The sequence below is a fragment of the Geothrix terrae genome, from assembly GCF_022808775.1.
In the GTDB taxonomy this organism is placed as follows: domain Bacteria; phylum Acidobacteriota; class Holophagae; order Holophagales; family Holophagaceae; genus Geothrix; species Geothrix terrae.
This window is the reverse complement of record NZ_JAKZLA010000001.1, coordinates 84,870-101,927: the sequence shown is the minus strand read 5'-3', so window position 1 is coordinate 101,927 and position 17,058 is coordinate 84,870. Positions and strand designations below refer to the sequence as shown.

Sequence of the window (17,058 nt, the reverse complement as noted above, 5' to 3'; positions counted from 1 at the left end):
CCCGGATCGTTCTTTCAAGCGGATATGGCGGAATTGGTAGACGCGCTAGTTTCAGGTACTAGTGTTCACAAGACGTGGGGGTTCGAGTCCCTCTATCCGCACCACCATTTGACACACGCCGCAGGCGATGTGGAGAATAGGGCCGAATGCGACCAACGGGAGCATTGCGGTCCGCAGGCTGAGCGCCAGCGAAGCCAAGGATGACGGCCAGAGGCCGTCACCACGACGAATGACCTGGCGCGAAGCAACCTTGATAAAGGCACTTGGCCTCCTCCAAGTTCGACCCATCCTCGGTACGGGACTGAGGAACGGGTGACGGGCGATCCCCCGAAAAGGAGCCAGCATGGCCCTGAACGTGGAACAGAAGAAGATCATCATCGACGACTACAAGCAGCACGAGTCGGACACGGGTTCGCCCGAGGTGCAGGTCGCGATCCTGACCAAGCGGATCAACGACCTGACCGAGCACTTCAAGACCCACACCAAGGACTACCACAGCCGCCGCGGTCTCATGATCATGGTCGGCCAGCGCCGCCGCCTGCTCGACTACCTCAAGAAGAAGAGCAAGGAGCGCTACGCCACGCTGATCGATCGCCTCGGCCTCCGTCGGTAAATATTCTCCGGGGGTTCCGCGCTGCGCGCATACCCCCGGGCCCCCACGAAGAAGCCCGGCAAAAGCCGGGCTTCTTCTTTTCTCCGGAGGTTCCGTGCTGCGCGCATACCCCCGGACCCCCACGAAGAAGCCCGGCAAAAGCCGGGCTTCTTCTTTTCTCCGGAGGTTTCGCGCTGTGCGCCTCCATGTGACGCCCCGCGATGCGTGGCTCCCACTCGCCCAACGGCTCGTGGACATGGAGCCTCCCCCCGGACCCCCACGAAGAAGCCCGGCAAAGCCGGGCTTCTTCGTTTCTCCACTCGGAGAGAGGTCACACACCCGCGGGCGTTTTGCTATGTTCAGAACATGGAACTGAAGCCCCTGCCCCGGCCCGAACACCCGGACCCCTACACGGTCCTCGGCCGCCGTTTCGTCTACGACTCGCCCTGGATCCGCATCCGCGAGGACCGCTTCAGCCATCGCAAGGGCGCCGAAGGCCGCTATGCCGTCTGCGGATTCCACCGCACCGCCTGCGGGGTCCTGGCGCTGGACGATCAGGACCGCGTGGTGCTCGTGGGCCAATGGCGCTATCCGCTGGAGGCCTATTCCTGGGAGATCCCCGAGGGCGGCGGCGATGTCTCGGAGAGCCCCTTTGAGGCCATGCGCCGGGAGCTGGCGGAGGAAGCCGGCCTCGCGGCCCAGGTGTGGAAGCCCCTGGCCTTCTTCCACACCAGCAACTCATCCACGGAGGAGGAGGCCTTCCTCTTCCTGGCCACGGACCTCAGTTCCGCGGATGGCCATCACCCGGAGGACGACGAAGAGCTAATGCTCCACCGCGAGCCCTTCCAGGACTGCCTCCGCCGCGTGCTCGCGGGCGAGATCACCGACAGCCTCACGGTGGTGGCCCTGCTGGCCCTCCAGGGCCGGCGGACCGGGGTGGCCGCGGCCCTGGATCCGACGCTGGCGGAACGCTTCTTCCAGCGGCCCCAGGATCATCCCTCCGCCGGTCGCGCCCGCTGGGGTGAGCTGGACACGCCATGATCCTCACCCTGCACCCCGAGACACCCCAGGTGCGTCAGCTCGAGCGCCTCGCGGAGCTGCTACGGAAGGATGGCGTCATCGCCTACCCGACGGATACGCTGTTCGGGCTGGGTTGCCTGGTATCCCACAAGAAGGCCGTGGACCGCATCCACCAGATCAAGGGTCGCGATCCGAAGAAGCCCATGTCGATCATGTGCTCGGACATGGAGATGCTCTGCCGCTACACCCGCCACCTGGACACGCCCACCTTCCGCATCCTCAAACAGCTGCTGCCCGGGCCCTACACCGTGCTCCTGCCTGCCAGCCGCGAAGTGCCGCGCTACCTCCAGAACAAGCAGGTGGTGGGCCTCCGCATCCCGGACCAGCCGTTCTGCCACGCGCTGGTGGCGATGCTCGGCGAGCCCATCATCACCACCAGCGTCGCGCTGCCGGACCAGCCCATCCTGAACACGGCCTGGGAGATCGAGGAAGAGCTGGGCCACGCCCTGGACATGGTGGTGGACTGCGGCCAGCCCCTGGGCATCCCCAGCACCATCCTGGATCTCAGCGCCGAGGAGCCCGTCCTCCTGCGCGAAGGCGCGGGGGAATGGCCTATCTAGGCGATCCGGCCTTCTCCTCGGCCTTCTTGCGCAGGGCCTGATATTCCTCGTCGCTGAGGAGGCCGTCGCGCCGGAGGCCCTCGATGCGGCTCAGCGCGCCCGGCAGGTCGAAGGGAGGCGTCGCCGTGACGGGCCTGGTGACGGCGGGCGCCGGAAAAGCCGGCGGAACGGCGGGCCCCAGAGCGGGCTTGGCTAGTTCCTTCGGGACCGCAGGAGCGGCGAGCAGCCAGCCCAGATCCTCGCTCCAGCGTTCGAAGCGAGCAGACATGTAATCGGGGGCCCCGCTTTCGAGGGTGTCATGGAAGGCGCCCAGCAGCTCGCCCGTCTTCCCGTCCACGAGCTTGAGGTCGAAGGACAGGGCGACTCTCCCCGCGGCCATGTAGTCATCCGCCTGGCCGATGGCGTCCACGATCCGCCCCACCAGGTGGACGTCCCCGGCACCGGCCGAAACGGGCAGGCTCCCCTTCAGGCCCCGGCGGAGGCCCCGCTCCAGGGCTGCGGGAAGGGCCCCTTCGACGCGGGTCAGGAAGGTCTGGTCCTTGAGGTCCCGCTTGCCCAGAACCCACGCGGGCGCCTCCCAGGATCTCAGCTGGACCGCCCTGCCCCGCAGGTCCAGGCCGGGCTTCAGCCACTGGAAGCCCAGGGCCTTCGACGCCTGGAATGCGGCGCCAGGACCGAACCAGGAGGAGTCGAGCCGTCCCCCGTCCAGGCCTCCGGCCTGGGCCGAGAGAAGGGCGGGGACCAGCAACAGCAGGGCAGCGGACGGTCGCATCAGCACTCCGGCAGGTTCACCGTGAAGTCTAGCGGGATCTCGAGCACATTCACCGCCAGGCCGCCACGGGCCGTCTCCTTGTACTTGCTCTTCATGTCGGCGCCGGTGTCGCGCATGGTCTTGATGACCTTGTCCAGGCTCACGAAGTGGTGGCCATCGCCGTGCAGGGACATGCGGGCGGCGTTGATGGCCTTCACGCTGGCCATGGCGTTGCGCTCGATGCAGGGCACCTGCACCAGGCCGCCGATGGGATCGCAGGTGAGGCCCAGGTTGTGCTCCATGCCGATCTCCGCGGCGTTCTCCACCTGGTCCGGCGTGCCGCCCATCACTTCGGCCAGGGCCCCGGCGGCCATGGAGCAGGCCACGCCCACCTCGCCCTGGCAGCCCACCTCGGCGCCACTGATGGAGGCGTTCTCCTTGTAGAGGGCGCCGATGGCCCCAGCCGTCAGGAGGAACCGCGCCACCCCCTCGTCCGTGGCCCCGGGCACGAAGCGCCGGTAATAGTGCAGGACGGCCGGGATGATGCCCGCGGCGCCGTTGGTCGGGGCCGTCACCACCCGGCCCCCGGCCGCGTTCTCCTCGTTCACCGCCAATGCGTAGAGGCTCACGAAGTCCAGGGCCGTGAGGGGATCCTTGAGGCCCGCCTCCGGGGATTCGGTCAGGCGGCGGAACAGCGCCGGGGCGCGGCGCGGCACCTTCAGGCCGCCGGGCAGCGATCCCTCGGTGGCGCAGCCGCGCCGCACGCAGGCCTGCATCACCGACCAGAGCTCCTGGAGGCCCGACTGGATCGCCGCCTCGGAGCGCCAGGCCCGCTCGTTCGCCAGCATGACCTGGCTGACGGGCAGGCCCTGCGCCCGGCAGTGGTCCAGCAGGCCCTTGGCCGTGTGGAAGGGGAACGGTGGCTCCGGACCGGTGGCCACCTGCACGGGGAGGCCCTCCTCCACCACGAAGCCGCCGCCCACGGAGTAGTAGACCCGGGCGTGGAGCACCCCGCCGGCCGCGTCCAGGGCCGTGAAGCGCATCCCGTTCGGATGGAAGGGCAGGCTCTTGTGGAGCAGATGCAAGTGGTCCGCCTCGCGAAAGGGGACTTCTTGCTTCCCGAGGAGGGCCAGCCGCCCCGAGTCGCGGACCCGCGCCACCAGGCCCTCCACGGCCTCCACATCAACCCCTTCCGGGGTCTCTCCCAGCAGGCCGAGGATCACCGCCTTGTCGCTGCCGTGGCCCCTCCCCGTGGCGCCCAGGCTGCCGAACAGCTCCACCCGCACCTCACCCGTGGCTTCGAGCAGGCCCGAGGCCTCCAGTCCGAGGGCGAAGCCGCGGGCGGCCCGCATGGGCCCCACGGTGTGCGAGGAGCTCGGTCCAATGCCGATGCGGAAGAGGTCGAAGACGGACAGCACCATGCCCCATTGTCCCGCGACCGGCAATCAATCGATGCGGTAATGGCAGCCGCGGCTTTCAGGGTTCTGGAGGGCGGCGTTGAGGATCAGCCGGGCGCAGAGGATGCCGCTGCGCAGCTCCAGCAGCTCCCGGCTGAGGGGTGTCTGGTGGTAGAAGCGCTCGATGCGGTGGGCCAGGTAGTGCAGGTCCGACCGCGCCCGCTCCAGGCGGGCGCTGCTGCGGACGATGCCCGCGTAGTTCCAGAGAGTGCTGCGGATGAGGCGCCAGTCCTGGTCGATGAGGAGGGGGTCGGTCTCCTCCGGTTCCTCCGGCATGCGCCAGGCGGCCAGCTCGCCGGGATCCGGATCCACGGTCTCCCGCAGCTCCCGCGCGGCGGCGTCGGCACTGTGGAAGCCCCACACCAGGCCCTCCAGAAGGCTGGTGGAGGCCAGGCGGTTGGCGCCATGGAGCCCCGTGCAGGCCACCTCTCCGGCCGCGAAGAGGCCCGGCAGGCTGGTACGGCCCTCCAGGTCCACCAGCACGCCGCCGCAGAAATAGTGGGCGGCGGGCACCACGGGGATGGGGTGGCGGTGCGGATCGATGTCCTCGGCCCGGCAGGCCGCCATGATCGTGGGGAAGTGCTCATCCAGATCCAGCTTCGCCGCCACCGGGGCCAGATCCAGGTAGGCGCAGGATTCCCCGCTGACCGCCATCTCTTGGAAGATCGCCCGGCTCACCACATCGCGGGGTGCCAGCTCCATCTGATCCGGGGCGTACTTGGACATGAACCGCTCGCCCTTGCGGTTGAGCAGCTGAGCCCCTTCGCCCCGGAGGGCTTCGGTCAGCAACGTCCGCGGCTTGCCGGGGACGTAGAGGGTCGTGGGGTGGAACTGGAGGTACTCGCAGTTCACGATGCGAGCGCTGGCCCGGTAGGCCGCCGCCAGGCCGTCTCCCGTCGCCCCGGGGGGGTTCGTGGTGTGCAGGTACAGGTAGCCCAGGCCGCCGGTGGCCAGGATCGTGCGGCGGGCCAGGAGGCCTTCCACCTCGCCCGTGGTGGGGTCGAAGAGGTAGGCGCCGTGGACGCGGATGGGCTCATAGACCCGTACCGGGCTGAGGCTGTGGTGGGGGCTGGTGATGAGGTCCACCAGACAGAGCCCCTCCCGCAGGCGGATGTTCGGGTGCTTCCGGACGGCCTCGCTGAGCGCCGTCTGGATGGCCAGCCCGGTGGCGTCCTTGGCGTGGTAGATGCGGCGCGCGCTGTGGGCGGCTTCGGCCGTGGGATCCGGCGTCCCGCCGGTCCCGAGGTCGAAAGGCACGCCCAGCCGCTCCCAGAGGAAGCTCCGGCAGAGCTTCGGCCCCTCCTCGGCCAGCTGGCGCACGGCCTCGGGCCGGCAGAGGCCCGCGCCCGCGGCCTCGATGTCCGCGGCCAGCAAGTCCGCGGAATCGCCTTCCTCCGGCGGCGGCTGGCCGATGATGCCGCCCTGGGCCCAGGCGGTGTTGCTCCCCCCCAGCTCGTCCTTGGCCACCAGCACCACGGAGATGCCCTGATCCGCCGCGCGCAGGGCCGCGGAGCAGCCCGCGATCCCCGCGCCCAGCACCAGCAGATCGACCCTATCCTTCATGCCAGCTCCCAGGTAGGGCGATCCAGGGCCCACAAGGCCGACAGGTCCCCGCCATCCTTCGTGCGCCTTCCATGGTCCAGCCGCCGCACCGTCAGGTCCAGCGCAACCTCGGCCCGCACCTCGCCCCAGGGCGTGGAGACGCGCCCGCCGCAGGCCTCCAGGCGGCCGACGGCTTCCTCCCACAGGGCCACCATGCCCGGCAGGTTGTGCTGCTGGAGGTGGTGGTACCCGCCCGTCAGCAGGATGAGCCCCTGGAGCTGCCCCTTCAGGTCGCCCTCCGCCGCGTCCCACAGTGGCTCTAGGGCGTCGTGGCACTCGTGGTAGAGGCCGTGATTGAAGAGGGACACGCCGCAGGCCAGCGGGTACCGGGCGCCCAGGGGCAGCGGCGTGAGGGCCGCCAGCTGCCAGCCGCAGCGCAGGCTCACCAGGGGACCCCAGGCACCCCAGACCTCAGCTGGGCGCCAGCCGCTGGGCCCGCCTTCCGCCGTGTCCGGCCAGGCGCCCAGGTGGGCCTGCCAGGCGGCGGTCGGGTCGTGATGGCCCAGGGCGCCCAGCATGCGGACGGCGTGGGTCAGCAGCTCAGCCTCGGGGAGTCCGTCGGGGTGGGCTTTTCGCAGGCCCGGTGCGCCGAGGATCGTGGGCCAGGCCAGGACCTGGCGGGCCTCCGGATCGCCCAGGGCCGCCTCCATGCGGGCCTGGAAGAACCGCTGGATCTCCAGGGGAAGCTGGGGCTGGCGCTGCCAGAAGGGGGTGCGGTTGCAATCGTCGCTCATGGTTCCACCAGCAGCCGGAGGGCCAGTCCACCCCGGTCGTTCTCGTCCACTCCCGCCCACTGGCACCCGGGAATGCGTCCCTTCAGGACCTTCCTGGGATCGCCCTGCCCGTGGAGCAGGATCCACCGCGCCACCAGTCCCCGGTACTTCTTCGCGAAATGGCTGATGGCCTTTCCCCGGGCATCGAGAATCTCCACCGTGTGCCGGGGGCGAGTCCAGCCCTTGAGCAGATCGGCGGAATCGCCCGGAAGCAGCTCCCACACAGAGCCTTCCGGCAGCGCCTCCAGCTGCGCCGGCAGCGCTTTCCGCCAGTGGGCCTTCAACCCCGGGATGGCCGCCAGCTTGAGCTTGTAGGGCGGCACCGGCTCGTCGCCGCGCACCAGGCCCCGCAGGTTGGACAGGATGAACACCTGGCGCCAGACCTCCGGTGGCAGGGACCCCGCACCCAGCGCCTGGAAGGCCACGCCCGTGTAGCGCGCCAGGGCCGGCAGCAACGGCACGGGCCGGGCCAGCGCCAGCGCTTCGGTCCGGGCCTTGTCCAGGGCCAGGTCCTTCACGTCGAAGGCCTTCTTCAGCGCCTCTGGCGAGCCGGTCTTCGCCAGGGCCACGAGGCGCTCGCGCACCCATCGTTGGGCGGGCGTCTCGGGCATGCGTGCGCGGATCCCTCCGGAGGCCTTGTCCTCGGACGGGGCGAGAAGGACGAGGGGAGTCCCGGTCATCGCTCCTCCACCCAGGCCTCGAGGGTCGTCAGGCGGAAACCCGCGAGCAGGTCGCGGAAGTGCGCCCCGTGCCCCTTCAGGCCCGCACTGTGGGCAAACCGGTGGCCGAAGGGTGCGCCGGGCAGTTCCGGCTGGCCTTCGTCGAGTTCCCAGGGATGCAGCGTCAGCGGGGTGCCGGCATCGTCCAGAGCCAGGGCCTCCAGGGCCCGGCGGACCAGGCTGAAAGGCAGCACGCGCGGCCCCCAACCCCAGAGGGGCGAGCGGGGCGGACCAGACCAGAGGACGGGCGGCGGCAGCTCCCAGAGCCCTTCCATCAGCAGGTGGGGACGCCGGGGCCAGCCGGGATCGCCGATGACGGCGAGGGGCGCGCGGCTGGAATCGTAGCGGAAGCCCAGCTCCGGCAGGTCCCGCCACCAGTCCGCGGCAGGACCGCGAAGGCTCCATTCCGGGGCCCGATAGCCCACCACGAGCTGCCCGGTGAGATCCTCCAGCAGGGCCCTGCCGTCGCGCACAGAGGCGCGCCATATGGCCCGATCCATCTCGAAGGCCCGGCGGTGCGTGAGCCCATGCAGGCCAACCGCGTGACCTTCCGCCACGATGCGCCGCAGCAGCGCCGGGTGCCGGCGGGCCTGGTCACCCAGGCAGAACCAGGTGGCCTTGGCGCCCAGGTCCGCGCAGAGGGCCAGCGACAGCTCCGTGGCCCGCGGAAGGCGGCACTCGAAGCGGTCCAGGGCCTCGGGCTGGTCGTAGGGCGGGCAGCAGAGCTGGAACCAGTCCTCCCAGTCGAGGGAGAGCGGCAGGCGTGGGCGTCTCAGGTGAAGTTCCGTTCCGAGAGGCTGATGAACTCCAGGGAGAAGTCATCGAGCTCGGTCTGGAACTGCTTCAGCTGGCCCTGGAAGAAGTTGTAGGCCATGAGCGCGGGGATGGCCGCCACCAGACCGATGGCCGTGGCCACCAGGGCTTCGGAGATGCCGGGAGCCACGGTGGCGAGGTTCGCATTGCCCGTGGCGCCAATGCCGCGGAAGGCATCGATGATGCCCCACACCGTGCCGAAGAGGCCGATGAAGGGGCTCACGGCCGCCACCGTCGCCAGGCCGCCCAGGGAGCGCTCCAGCCGGCCCATCTCCACCACGCTGGCGCGCTGGAGGCTGCGCTCCACCGCCTCCATGCTGCGGAGCTGGGGCCGGCCGTCGGGCCCGACCTGGCGGAGCTGGTAGGTGACTTCGCCGTAGCCCGCCACGAACAGGCCCACCAGGGGACTCATGGCGAACCGCTCCACCTGCTGCTTGAGGTCGCGCCAGTCCGTGGCCCGCTTGAAGGCGCCGCGGAAGCGCTCGGACACCTCGCGGCTGCGGCGGTAGAGCAGCGCCTTGCGGATGATCACGACCCAGCTCAGGAGCGAGAAGGTGAAGAGGATCGTCAACACCGACTTGGCGACGGGGCCCGCATGGAGCATGACCTCCAGCAGGTTGACTTCATTGCCCGTGGGTGCCGCCAGGATCGCCATGCTGCTGCCTCCGTCCGGGAAATGATAGCAAGCGGGGATGTGGCTACACTGGATGCTTTGCGCGAGGACGCCATGCAGGTGCTGGTCATCGGGTCGGGATACGTGGGGCTGGTGGCCGCCGCCTGTTTCGCCGAGGCGGGGCACCGCGTCCTCGGCGTGGATGTGGATGCCGCCAAGGTCGCCGCGCTCAGCCGGGGCGAATCCCCCATCTTCGAGCCGGGCCTGGATGATCTGCTCCGGAGGCATCTCGCGTCAGGCGCTCTGCGGTTCACCACTGACCTCAAAGAGGGCATCGCGGAGGCCGCCGCGGCCTTCATCTGCGTCGGCACCCCCCAGAGCGAGGACGGCAGCGCGGACATGAAGTATGTGCTGGCCGTGGCGGGCCAGATCGGTGGAGCCATGACCCTGCGCGCCAAGGACGCCGCCCCCCTCATCGTGGTGGACAAGAGCACGGTGCCGGTGGGCACGGCGGCGCGGGTCCACGCGGAAATCGCATCCCATACAGATCGCGCCTTCGAAGTCGTGAGCAACCCCGAGTTCCTCCGCGAAGGCTCGGCCATCGGCGACTTCCTGGAGCCGGACCGCGTGGTGGTGGGCTGCCACACGGACCACGCCGAGAAGGTGATGAAGGGGCTCTACCAGTCCTTCCTGGATCGCAGCGGCGGCAAGTGGTTCCGCATGGATCCCCCCAGCGCCGAGCTCACCAAGTATGCCGCCAACGCCATGCTGGCCCTGCGCATCAGCTTCATCAACGAGATCGCCAACCTGGCCGAGTGCGTGGGCGCGGACATCGACCACGTGAAGACCGCCATCGGCGCGGACCACCGCATCGGCCCCGCCTTCCTCAACCCGGGACCCGGCTTCGGTGGTTCCTGCTTCCCCAAGGATCTGCAGGCGCTCCTGAAGGTGGGGCGCGAGCACGGCCATCCCATGATGACCCTGGCCACCACGGTGGAGGCCAACCGGCATCAGAAGCAGGTGCTCCTCCGGAAGGTGAAAGCCCACTTCGGGGTGAAGCCGGGCGTGCCCGCTCCTCTGAAGGGCAAGCGCTTCGCCCTGTGGGGCCTGGCCTTCAAGGCCAACACCGATGACATTCGGGAGAGCATGGCCCTGGAGCTCATCGACGGCCTGGTGAACCTCGGAGCGGACGTGGTGGTGCATGACTTCGCCGCCATGGAGGCCGTGAAGGCGAAGGTCGGCGACAAGGTCCGCTACGCAGAGACCCCGCTGGCGGCCTGCGAGGGCGCGGACGCCCTGCTCATCGCCACCGAGTGGGCGGATTACAAGGCGGCCGACCTCGAGGTCGTCGCCAAGGCCCTCAAGTCACGCTGCATGTTCGACGGCCGCAACCTCTTCCGGCCGGAGGCCATGGAGGCCAAGGGCTGGACGTACCATTCCCTGGGACGCCGTTCCGTGGAGGTCAAATGACCCTCATCCGCCTTGAGGACATCGCCCACGCCCGGAGCGGCGACAAGGGGGACGGTTCCAACGTGGGCGTCATCGCCTACACGGAGACCGGCTATAGCCTGTTACAACAAGAACTTACGCCCGAGTGTGTCAAGCATCACTTTTCAACCATATGCAAAGGTAGTGTTGAACGTTTCGAGGTCCCTAACCTCAAGGCCCTCAACTTCATCCTGCACGACTCCCTGGGCGGGGGCGGCAGCGAAAGCGTGAAAACCGATGCTCAGGGCAAGACCCACGGGCAGGCCCTGCTTAGAATGGAACTGGACCTTCCGGCCGGCCTGACGCTGGCGGATCTCAAACCCTGAAGGGCATTCCCACCCTGCCAAGGAGCAACAACATGGGCAATCTCGGAATGATGGAAATCCTGCTGATCGGCATCGCGCTGCTGATCTTCTTCGGCCCCTCCCGCCTGCCGGAACTGGGCAAGAGCCTCGGCAAGGGCATCCAGGAATTCAAGAAGGCCAGCCGCGAGCTGACGGATTCCGTGAAGGAGGACGTCACCACCCCGCCGGCCTCCTCTTCCTCCGACAAGGACAAGCAGTAGGCCTCCAGGCCCTCCACCGGCCGGTCTCCCTGGGGAGACCGGCCTTTTCTCCCCGTTGAGGACCATGGCGCTTCCGGCCACGCCGCCCGACAAGATGAGCTTCTGGGAGCACCTGCAGGAACTGCGGGTGCGGATCGTCAGATCCCTCGGCATCGTGGCCGTGGGCTTCGCCATCACCTATGCCTACCGCTTCAAGCTCTGGGCCTGGGCGCAGAAGCCCTTCCTCGAAGCCATGGCGCGCCAGACAGGCAAGCCCGTCGGAAGCCTGGACCCCTTCGCCTTCACGGACCTCACCGAGCCCTTCTTCAGCATGATGCGGCTCTCGCTATGGGCCGCGGCCGTGTTCTGCGCCCCCTTCCTCTTCTACCAGCTCTGGGCCTTCATCCGACCGGGTCTGCTGCCCAAGGAACGCCGCCTCGTCATCCCCTTCGTCTTCGTCACCTCGGCCTGTTTCCTGGCCGGCTCCGCTTTCGCCTACTTCCAGGCCTTCAAGTTCCTGGGGGACATCCTCTTCCAGGAGGCCGCCCAGGCGGGCCTGCGCGCCAACCTGCACGCCTCGGACTACCTGGACCTGTTCATCTCCACCACGCTCATCACGGGCGTGATGTTCGAGCTGCCGGTCCTGTTCTTCTTCCTGGCGAAGTTCCGCATCGTGACCGCGCGGCTCATGCTGAAGTACTGGCGCCACGCCACCATCGCGATCCTCATCTTCAGCGCGTTCTTCACGCCGGGCGACGTGGTGGTGACCACCATCTTCTTCAGCGTCGTCCTGCTGGGCCTCTACTTCATCTCCGTGCTGGTGGCCTGGGCCGCGGAGCCCCGCGCGAAGTAGGCCCCCAGGTCGTCCAGGCTGAGGTCCACGGCCTGGTTGGGTTCAGGCGGAGCGGACAGGTGCCTCCGCGCCTCCGCGTCGGTCATGCGGAGCGCGAGGGACGCGCCGAGCCGCGCCGGGAACTCAGGGCCCTGCTCGACCACGATGGCGCGGCCCTCCGAGGCCAGGGCCAAAGCGTTCATCCGCTGGTGATCATTGGCGCTGGTCGGCAGGGGCACCAGGATCGCCCCCCGCCCCGCGGCCTTCAGCTCGGCGCAGGTGCTGGCCCCGGACCGGCTCAGGACGAGGCTGGCCGCCTCCATGGCCTCGTCCATGCGGTGGATGAAGGGGACCAGCGCATGGCGCGGATGGCGCGGGCGGTCCTTCAGCCGCTCGAACTCGGCGGGGCCGGCCTGATGGAGCACCTCCCACCCGGTGGCCTCCTCCAGCAGTGAAGGCGCGATCTCCAGCAGCGCTTCATTGAGGGCCCGCGCCCCGCCGCTCCCTCCCAGGACCAGCAGCCGGAAGGGCGGCTCCAGCGCCGATGCCGCCCGGAAGTCCCGCAGGAAAGCCTCCCTCACCGGCGTGCCCACCACCCGACAGTCCGCCCCGGGCAGCAGGGAATGCACGCCTTCGAGGCCGCACCAGACCCGCCGGGCCTTCGGGGCGAGGAGCTTCACCAGGGCGCCCGGCGCGGCGTTGCTCTCATGCAGGAAGTAGGGGATGCCCAAGGCCCGCGCGGCGAGCAGGGCCGGAGCCGCGCCGTAGCCGCCGGTGCCGATCACCGCCCACGGCCGGGCGGAGCGCCACAGGGCCTTCAGGTGGGCCGTGGCGCGCCAGAGCTTCCAGGCGGATCTCGCGGCGCGCAGGGGCGACCGGCCCAAGAACCCCTCCACATCAAGCAGCAAGTGCGGCCAGGGGCTGGCCGGCAGCTCCCGGGCCTCGATACCCCGGCGGGCCCCCACGAAGGCGATGGCCCGCTGCGGCCATCGGCGGTGTGCGCCTTCCGCCAAGGCCATGGCTGGGAAGAAATGCCCCCCCGTCCCCCCACCGGTGAGGACGAGGGCTCCATCGAAGCTCGGCATGCGATCGCTCATGATCCGACCACCATACCGGAAGGCGCCCCGTTCCTACCCAAAGGCAAGCGCAACTTACCTGGAGACAGACACGTGATTCCAGGCACAAAGATCCTCAAAGGCCGGTAAAGTGGAAGGTCACGCCGCGCTAGAATCCATTTTTCCGCCGGTCCCCACCGGCTTATCCATGACGCATCAGGGAGCGCCCATGAAGATCCTCGTCGCCCTCAAACAGGTCCCCGATACTGAGACCAAGATCAAAGTCGCCGCGGATGGCAAGTCCCTCGATCCTGCGGACGTCAAGTGGATCACCAGCCCCTACGACGAGTACGCGCTGGAGGAGGCCATTCGTCTGAAGGAGGGCAAGGGCGCCGAAGTGGTGGCGCTCTCCGTGGGAGGCGACACCGCCAAGGACGTGCTGAAGAACGCCCTGGCGCTGGGCGCCGACAGCGCCGTGCTGCTGAAGGGCGACGGCCAGGGTGATGCCTTCGCCGTGGCCCAGATGATCGCCGCCTATGCCAAGGACAAGGGCTTCGACTTGATCCTCTGCGGCAACAAGGGCCTGGGAGGCGACAACGCGGCCATGGGCCCCATGCTCGCGGAGCTGCTCGGCATCGCCCAGGCCAACGTCATCGTGAAGCTCGAGCTCGGCGAAGGCACCTTCAAGGCCGAGCGCGAGATCGAAGGCGGCTCGGAGATCGTCGAGGGCGCCCTGCCCGCCGTGATCACCGCCCAGAAGGGCCTCAATGAGCCCCGCTATGCCAGCCTCAAGGGCATCATGGCGGCCAAGAAGAAGACCATCGAGGAGCTGGATGCCGCCGCCGTCACCGCCGGCGCGCAGGTGAGCGCCCTGGCCCTGCCCCCCGAGCGCCCCGCCGGCCGCCTGCTGCAGGGCGACGCCGCCCAGCAGGCCCAGGCGCTGCTCCAGGCCCTCAAGGATGAAGCCAAGGTCTTCTAGCCGGTCCTCCTCCGCTGACTGATCCGATATTCGAAAGGACGACATCCATGATTCTCGTGTTCTGTGAACTGAAGGACGGCCAGATCCGCAAGCCCAGCGCCGAGGCCCTCAGCGAAGGCCGCCGCCTGGCTGACGCGTCCGGCAAGAAGGTCGGCGCCCTGTTCGCTGGCGCCTCCTGTGCCGGGGCCGCCGAAGCCGCCAAGTTCGGCGCAGACGTGATCCTCACCGCCGAAGGCGCCACCCTGGCCTCCTATTCCAGTGACGCCTTCGCGCAGCTGCTGGCGGACGCCGTGAAGGCCAAGGGCGCCACGGTGCTGCTCGCCGCCGCCACCGCGGTGGGCAAGGACGTGCTGCCCCGCGCCGCCGCGCGCCTGGGCGCCGGCTATGCCTCCGACGTCACCGGCCTCTCCATGGCGGACGGCAAGCTCCAGGCCGTGCGCCCGGTCTACGCCGGCAAAGCCTTCGCCACCACCACCTTCTCCAGCGCCGTGCAGACGGCCACCACCCGTCCCAACGTGTTCCCCGCTGCCGAGAAGGCTGGCGCTGGCGCCGTGGAGACGCTGGCGGCCCCCGCCGGGGACTTCAAGTCCGTGGTGAAGGAGATCCTCGCCAAGGCCGGCGGCAAGGTGGACCTCAGCGAAGCCAATGTCATCGTCAGCGGCGGCCGCGGCATGAAGGACGGCGCCAACTTCAAGATCCTGGAGGAGTTGGCGGACGCCCTCGGTGGCGTGGTCGGCGCCTCCCGCGCGGCCGTGGACGCCGGCTGGGGCCTGCCCCACAGCATGCAGGTGGGCCAGACCGGCAAGGTCGTGAGCCCGACCCTCTACATCGCCTGCGGCATCAGCGGCGCCATCCAGCACATCGCCGGCATGAGCGGCTCGAAGTTCATCGTCGCCATCAACAAGGATCCCGAGGCGCCCATCTTCAAGCTGGCGAACTACGGGATCGTGGGGGACCTGTTCGAGGTCGTCCCTGAGCTCACCAAGGCCGCCAAGGCCATGGGCATCGGCCAGAACTGACCAGCGCCGTTCCCATCTGCAGAATCGCCCGGCGAATGCCGGGCGATTCTGCAGATAAGAAAGGATTCAAACCCCGAACTGCCTCAAATGGTGGTCGAAGTGCTTGTAGATCAGGCACCCCCACTGGTCGCCGCTGAGCCGTCCGAAGAAGGGGTGGATCCTGCCTTCGGTCTTCGCGGTGCCGCGCTGGACGACGCGGTCGATGAGCGTGGCCAGCCGGGTGCGCTCGGTCTCGAAGTCCTGGGGGCTGGACACCACATAGATGGGGTCGGTGGGGGAGTTGCGGCGGAAGGGCTTCTCTCCGAAGACCTGGCTCCGGATGAAGGGCGTGATCAGCTTTCCGAGGAGGAGCTGCTTCACCTGGCGGTCACCCAGGGGATCGCCCAGGGCGAGGGAGCAGTGCTTCATCATCTGGGCGGGATCCATCTTCCCCCACTGACGCTGGGCACCCGGCTCCAGCTCCGCGAACCGCCGGGCCAAGGCATCCCGGTCGGCGGGGTTGAACAGGGAATTCATCGTCGTTTTCCTTTCTCAGAATGCCGTTCATCGCTCCAGGACATCGCCCGGCGACGCCGGGGGATGTTCTGGAGTGAGTAAAAAGCTAGATCGGTTCAAACCCCTCATCGCGCAGGAAGTCCCGGGCGTCCTCGGGGTCGCCGAACCGGGCGACGACCATGTCACCCTCGTTCACGTCGCCGTCCAAGGCGTCCAGGCTGTTCCGCTCCCGGATGACGCAGGCGCCGCCGATCTCGTCCAGGCCGAACTGCACCAGCTCCCGGATGACGCCGTGCTCATCCCGCCACAATTCGACGTGCAGGTCCGTACCCATGGCCACCTCCCGCGCTCCGTCCGGTGGAAAGTTAGCTCTTTTCGAAGAAGAGCACCACCATGCCGAAGCCCACGCGGTCCCCGTGCTTGAGCTCCCGGGGCTCGCCGGGCTGGATGCGCTCCCCCCGCACGAAGGTGCCGTTCGCCACGCCCGGCTCCTCCAGCAGGAAGTAGCGGCCGTGTTCGCAGAGGATGCGGGCATGGCGCCGGGACACGCTGAGGTTGTGGTCCTCTTCGGTCAGGTCGATGTCGGGATGCACGCCCGTGGTGGGGTCGAAACGGCCGATGAGCGAGCCGTGGGCCAGGATGGGATGGGGCTTGCCGCTGAGCACGGACACCAGGTTCGCCACGGGAGTGCCCGCGGCCTTGGCCGGGCGGCTGGCATCCAGTTCTTCCACCCGCTCGCCCAGCTCCCGGTGCCGCTGCGCGAGGCGCTGCATCATCTTCACGGACACTTCGGGGTTCTGACGGATCATGCGCATGAAGGTGCCGCGGTTGATGGCGATGAGATCCGAATCCTCGAGCGCCAGGGCCGTGTGCTGACGCGGCAGGGCCTCCAGCAGGCTTCCCTCTCCGAAGAAGTCCCCCTTGGACAGCTCTTCCGTCCATTCGCCCTTCGGCTCCTCTGAGACGTAAAGCCGGACCCGGCCCGCGAGGATGATATACATCTGCTGGGCCATCTCCCCCTTGCGGAAGATGACCTCGCCTTCGCGGAAGCGCAGCTTGCTTTGATCGATGAAGCTGGGTTCAGCCATGCAGATCCCGGGGAGTGCCTTAGGTTAACCCATGCCAGGCGATGGGTGAACCGCCTCCGAGAAGACCCGGGCCATCAGGTCTTCGAGGATCCGGGCCTCGGCCGCCGAAAAACCCCCGGTGTGGGGTGAATCCAGGTCAAGAACGGCCCGGAGGCGGCCGCTGACCGTGATGGGTATCACGAGCTCTGAGCGGGTCGCGTCATCGCAGGCGATGTGGCCGGGAAAGGCATGGACGTCGGGCACGAGCTGGGTGGCGCCCGTCCGCGCGCAGGCCCCGCACACACCCCGTTCAAACGAGATGCGGAGGCAACCCATGCCGCCCTGATAGGGACCGACCGCCAGCATCCGGTCGGCCACGCGGCGGTAGAACCCGCACCAGTTGGCCTGGGGCAGCGTCTCCCAGAGGAGGCAGGCCAGGGTCGCCTGGACGGCCACCTCGTCCGTCTCGCCCTCCAGGGCCGCCAGGATCTGCGGAACGGCCGTCCGGAGGCGCTCCACCCGCGCGGATTCAGGCAGCAGCGTGCCTCGCGTCACCGGCTCCAGCAGGATCCCCTCGCTCATCTCTCCTCCGCTACCCTGGTCCCTTGCGTGACCCCGT

Annotated in this window: 21 protein-coding genes and 1 tRNA gene; 10 read left to right on the top strand and 12 right to left on the bottom strand. The window is 68.7% G+C overall.

What is annotated here, in order from left to right; translation table 11 throughout:
• Window positions 1-18: 18 nt before the first annotated feature.
• The 4 genes from MLE42_RS00485 to MLE42_RS00470 all read left to right on the top strand — a co-directional run bounded on the left by MLE42_RS00485 (window position 19) and on the right by MLE42_RS00470 (window position 2,232).
• A tRNA-Leu gene (locus tag MLE42_RS00485) sits at window positions 19-104 on the top strand.
• A 239-nt stretch (window positions 105-343) separates the two neighbouring features.
• Window positions 344-613 carry a 30S ribosomal protein S15 gene (rpsO, locus tag MLE42_RS00480; protein ID WP_243285910.1) on the top strand — a complete coding sequence of 90 codons (270 nt, stop codon included), beginning with the start codon at window positions 344-346 and terminating at the stop codon, window positions 611-613.
• A 345-nt stretch (window positions 614-958) separates the two neighbouring features.
• Window positions 959-1,633, top strand: coding sequence for an NUDIX domain-containing protein (locus MLE42_RS00475; RefSeq protein ID WP_243285909.1), 675 nt, complete (start codon window positions 959-961; stop codon window positions 1,631-1,633).
• Complete coding sequence (locus tag MLE42_RS00470) at window positions 1,630-2,232, top strand: L-threonylcarbamoyladenylate synthase (RefSeq protein WP_243285908.1); 603 nt, start codon at window positions 1,630-1,632, stop codon at window positions 2,230-2,232. Before MLE42_RS00475 ends, MLE42_RS00470 begins: the two co-directional genes overlap by 4 nt.
• On the opposite strand, the gene MLE42_RS00465 is transcribed toward MLE42_RS00470, so the two are convergent.
• The 7 genes from MLE42_RS00465 to MLE42_RS00435 all read right to left on the bottom strand — a co-directional run bounded on the left by MLE42_RS00465 (window position 2,225) and on the right by MLE42_RS00435 (window position 9,002).
• On the bottom strand, window positions 2,225-3,004 hold the full coding sequence (locus tag MLE42_RS00465) for a hypothetical protein (protein ID WP_243285907.1): 780 nt from the start codon (window positions 3,002-3,004) through the stop codon (window positions 2,225-2,227). The genes MLE42_RS00470 and MLE42_RS00465 overlap by 8 nt on opposite strands.
• Complete coding sequence (locus MLE42_RS00460; RefSeq protein WP_243285906.1) at window positions 3,004-4,404, bottom strand: L-serine ammonia-lyase; 1,401 nt, start codon at window positions 4,402-4,404, stop codon at window positions 3,004-3,006. The genes MLE42_RS00465 and MLE42_RS00460 overlap by 1 nt, the downstream gene beginning before the upstream one ends.
• A gap of 24 nt (window positions 4,405-4,428) precedes the next feature.
• Window positions 4,429-6,003 (bottom strand): L-aspartate oxidase, encoded by a 1,575-nt coding sequence (gene nadB, locus MLE42_RS00455; RefSeq protein WP_243285905.1) that lies wholly within the window; start codon window positions 6,001-6,003, stop codon window positions 4,429-4,431.
• Entirely contained in the window at window positions 6,000-6,776 is a 777-nt protein-coding gene (locus MLE42_RS00450; protein ID WP_243285904.1) for a DUF309 domain-containing protein, read from the bottom strand. Before MLE42_RS00450 ends, nadB begins: the two co-directional genes overlap by 4 nt.
• Window positions 6,773-7,495, bottom strand: a complete 723-nt coding sequence (yaaA, locus tag MLE42_RS00445) for a peroxide stress protein YaaA (RefSeq protein ID WP_243285903.1) — start codon at window positions 7,493-7,495, stop codon at window positions 6,773-6,775. The genes MLE42_RS00450 and yaaA overlap by 4 nt, the downstream gene beginning before the upstream one ends.
• Window positions 7,492-8,187, bottom strand: a complete 696-nt coding sequence (locus MLE42_RS00440; RefSeq protein ID WP_420843059.1) for a DUF3473 domain-containing protein — start codon at window positions 8,185-8,187, stop codon at window positions 7,492-7,494. Before MLE42_RS00440 ends, yaaA begins: the two co-directional genes overlap by 4 nt.
• A 119-nt stretch (window positions 8,188-8,306) precedes the next feature.
• Window positions 8,307-9,002, bottom strand: coding sequence for a MotA/TolQ/ExbB proton channel family protein (locus MLE42_RS00435; RefSeq protein ID WP_243285902.1), 696 nt, complete (start codon window positions 9,000-9,002; stop codon window positions 8,307-8,309).
• Window positions 9,003-9,041: 39 nt separating this feature from the next.
• On the opposite strand from MLE42_RS00435, the gene MLE42_RS00430 reads away from it, so the two are divergent.
• From MLE42_RS00430 to tatC, 4 genes are all read left to right on the top strand, one after another.
• Window positions 9,042-10,430, top strand: coding sequence for a UDP-glucose dehydrogenase family protein (locus MLE42_RS00430; RefSeq protein WP_243285901.1), 1,389 nt, complete (start codon window positions 9,042-9,044; stop codon window positions 10,428-10,430).
• Window positions 10,427-10,774, top strand: coding sequence for an AtuA-related protein (locus MLE42_RS00425; RefSeq protein WP_243285900.1), 348 nt, complete (start codon window positions 10,427-10,429; stop codon window positions 10,772-10,774). The genes MLE42_RS00430 and MLE42_RS00425 overlap by 4 nt, the downstream gene beginning before the upstream one ends.
• A 32-nt stretch (window positions 10,775-10,806) precedes the next feature.
• Complete coding sequence (locus tag MLE42_RS00420; protein ID WP_243285899.1) at window positions 10,807-11,013, top strand: twin-arginine translocase TatA/TatE family subunit; 207 nt, start codon at window positions 10,807-10,809, stop codon at window positions 11,011-11,013.
• 64 nt (window positions 11,014-11,077) lie between these two features.
• A complete protein-coding gene (tatC, locus tag MLE42_RS00415) occupies window positions 11,078-11,845 on the top strand; it encodes a twin-arginine translocase subunit TatC (protein WP_243285898.1) in 768 nt (255 codons plus the stop codon).
• On the opposite strand, the gene MLE42_RS15935 is transcribed toward tatC, so the two are convergent.
• Window positions 11,794-12,921: a UDP-N-acetylglucosamine--N-acetylmuramyl-(pentapeptide) pyrophosphoryl-undecaprenol N-acetylglucosamine transferase gene (locus tag MLE42_RS15935; protein WP_275975624.1), complete on the bottom strand. Its 1,128-nt coding sequence runs from the start codon at window positions 12,919-12,921 to the stop codon at window positions 11,794-11,796. The genes tatC and MLE42_RS15935 overlap by 52 nt on opposite strands.
• Before the next feature lie 187 nt (window positions 12,922-13,108).
• On the opposite strand from MLE42_RS15935, the gene MLE42_RS00400 reads away from it, so the two are divergent.
• Both MLE42_RS00400 and MLE42_RS00395 read left to right on the top strand, forming a co-directional pair.
• Entirely contained in the window at window positions 13,109-13,858 is a 750-nt protein-coding gene (locus tag MLE42_RS00400) for an electron transfer flavoprotein subunit beta/FixA family protein (protein ID WP_243285897.1), read from the top strand.
• Between the two features lie 47 nt (window positions 13,859-13,905).
• On the top strand, window positions 13,906-14,877 hold the full coding sequence (locus MLE42_RS00395; protein ID WP_243285896.1) for an electron transfer flavoprotein subunit alpha/FixB family protein: 972 nt from the start codon (window positions 13,906-13,908) through the stop codon (window positions 14,875-14,877).
• 66 nt (window positions 14,878-14,943) lie between these two features.
• Here MLE42_RS00395 and MLE42_RS00390 read toward each other — a convergent pair whose 3' ends face one another.
• The 4 genes from MLE42_RS00390 to MLE42_RS00375 form a co-directional block, all read right to left on the bottom strand.
• Window positions 14,944-15,393: a DUF1569 domain-containing protein gene (locus tag MLE42_RS00390; protein WP_243285895.1), complete on the bottom strand. Its 450-nt coding sequence runs from the start codon at window positions 15,391-15,393 to the stop codon at window positions 14,944-14,946.
• A gap of 85 nt (window positions 15,394-15,478) precedes the next feature.
• The gene (locus MLE42_RS00385; protein ID WP_243285894.1) at window positions 15,479-15,706 is read right to left on the bottom strand and encodes a hypothetical protein; all 228 of its coding nucleotides are present in this window, start codon (window positions 15,704-15,706) and stop codon (window positions 15,479-15,481) included.
• 31 nt (window positions 15,707-15,737) lie between these two features.
• Window positions 15,738-16,460 (bottom strand): cyclic nucleotide-binding domain-containing protein, encoded by a 723-nt coding sequence (locus MLE42_RS00380; protein WP_243285893.1) that lies wholly within the window; start codon window positions 16,458-16,460, stop codon window positions 15,738-15,740.
• Window positions 16,461-16,484: 24 nt separating this feature from the next.
• Window positions 16,485-17,021 carry a GAF domain-containing protein gene (locus MLE42_RS00375; RefSeq protein WP_243285892.1) on the bottom strand — a complete coding sequence of 179 codons (537 nt, stop codon included), beginning with the start codon at window positions 17,019-17,021 and terminating at the stop codon, window positions 16,485-16,487.
• Window positions 17,022-17,058: the final 37 nt, after the last annotated feature.

What these genes read in the sequence shown, in the direction of transcription:
- rpsO (WP_243285910.1), top strand. Translation starts at nt 344, where the DNA reads ATGGCCCTGAACGTGGAACAGAAGAAGATCATCATCGACGACTACAAG.
- MLE42_RS00475 (WP_243285909.1), top strand. Translation starts at nt 959, where the DNA reads ATGGAACTGAAGCCCCTGCCCCGGCCCGAACACCCGGACCCCTACACG.
- MLE42_RS00470 (WP_243285908.1), top strand. Translation starts at nt 1,630, where the DNA reads ATGATCCTCACCCTGCACCCCGAGACACCCCAGGTGCGTCAGCTCGAG.
- MLE42_RS00465 (WP_243285907.1), bottom strand. Translation starts at nt 3,004, where the DNA reads ATGCGACCGTCCGCTGCCCTGCTGTTGCTGGTCCCCGCCCTTCTCTCG.
- MLE42_RS00460 (WP_243285906.1), bottom strand. Translation starts at nt 4,404, where the DNA reads ATGGTGCTGTCCGTCTTCGACCTCTTCCGCATCGGCATTGGACCGAGC.
- nadB (WP_243285905.1), bottom strand. Translation starts at nt 6,003, where the DNA reads ATGAAGGATAGGGTCGATCTGCTGGTGCTGGGCGCGGGGATCGCGGGC.
- MLE42_RS00450 (WP_243285904.1), bottom strand. Translation starts at nt 6,776, where the DNA reads ATGAGCGACGATTGCAACCGCACCCCCTTCTGGCAGCGCCAGCCCCAG.
- yaaA (WP_243285903.1), bottom strand. Translation starts at nt 7,495, where the DNA reads ATGACCGGGACTCCCCTCGTCCTTCTCGCCCCGTCCGAGGACAAGGCC.
- MLE42_RS00435 (WP_243285902.1), bottom strand. Translation starts at nt 9,002, where the DNA reads ATGGCGATCCTGGCGGCACCCACGGGCAATGAAGTCAACCTGCTGGAG.
- MLE42_RS00425 (WP_243285900.1), top strand. Translation starts at nt 10,427, where the DNA reads ATGACCCTCATCCGCCTTGAGGACATCGCCCACGCCCGGAGCGGCGAC.
- MLE42_RS00420 (WP_243285899.1), top strand. Translation starts at nt 10,807, where the DNA reads ATGGGCAATCTCGGAATGATGGAAATCCTGCTGATCGGCATCGCGCTG.
- tatC (WP_243285898.1), top strand. Translation starts at nt 11,078, where the DNA reads ATGGCGCTTCCGGCCACGCCGCCCGACAAGATGAGCTTCTGGGAGCAC.
- MLE42_RS15935 (WP_275975624.1), bottom strand. Translation starts at nt 12,921, where the DNA reads ATGAGCGATCGCATGCCGAGCTTCGATGGAGCCCTCGTCCTCACCGGT.
- MLE42_RS00400 (WP_243285897.1), top strand. Translation starts at nt 13,109, where the DNA reads ATGAAGATCCTCGTCGCCCTCAAACAGGTCCCCGATACTGAGACCAAG.
- MLE42_RS00395 (WP_243285896.1), top strand. Translation starts at nt 13,906, where the DNA reads ATGATTCTCGTGTTCTGTGAACTGAAGGACGGCCAGATCCGCAAGCCC.
- MLE42_RS00390 (WP_243285895.1), bottom strand. Translation starts at nt 15,393, where the DNA reads ATGAATTCCCTGTTCAACCCCGCCGACCGGGATGCCTTGGCCCGGCGG.
- MLE42_RS00385 (WP_243285894.1), bottom strand. Translation starts at nt 15,706, where the DNA reads ATGGGTACGGACCTGCACGTCGAATTGTGGCGGGATGAGCACGGCGTC.
- MLE42_RS00380 (WP_243285893.1), bottom strand. Translation starts at nt 16,460, where the DNA reads ATGGCTGAACCCAGCTTCATCGATCAAAGCAAGCTGCGCTTCCGCGAA.
- MLE42_RS00375 (WP_243285892.1), bottom strand. Translation starts at nt 17,021, where the DNA reads ATGAGCGAGGGGATCCTGCTGGAGCCGGTGACGCGAGGCACGCTGCTG.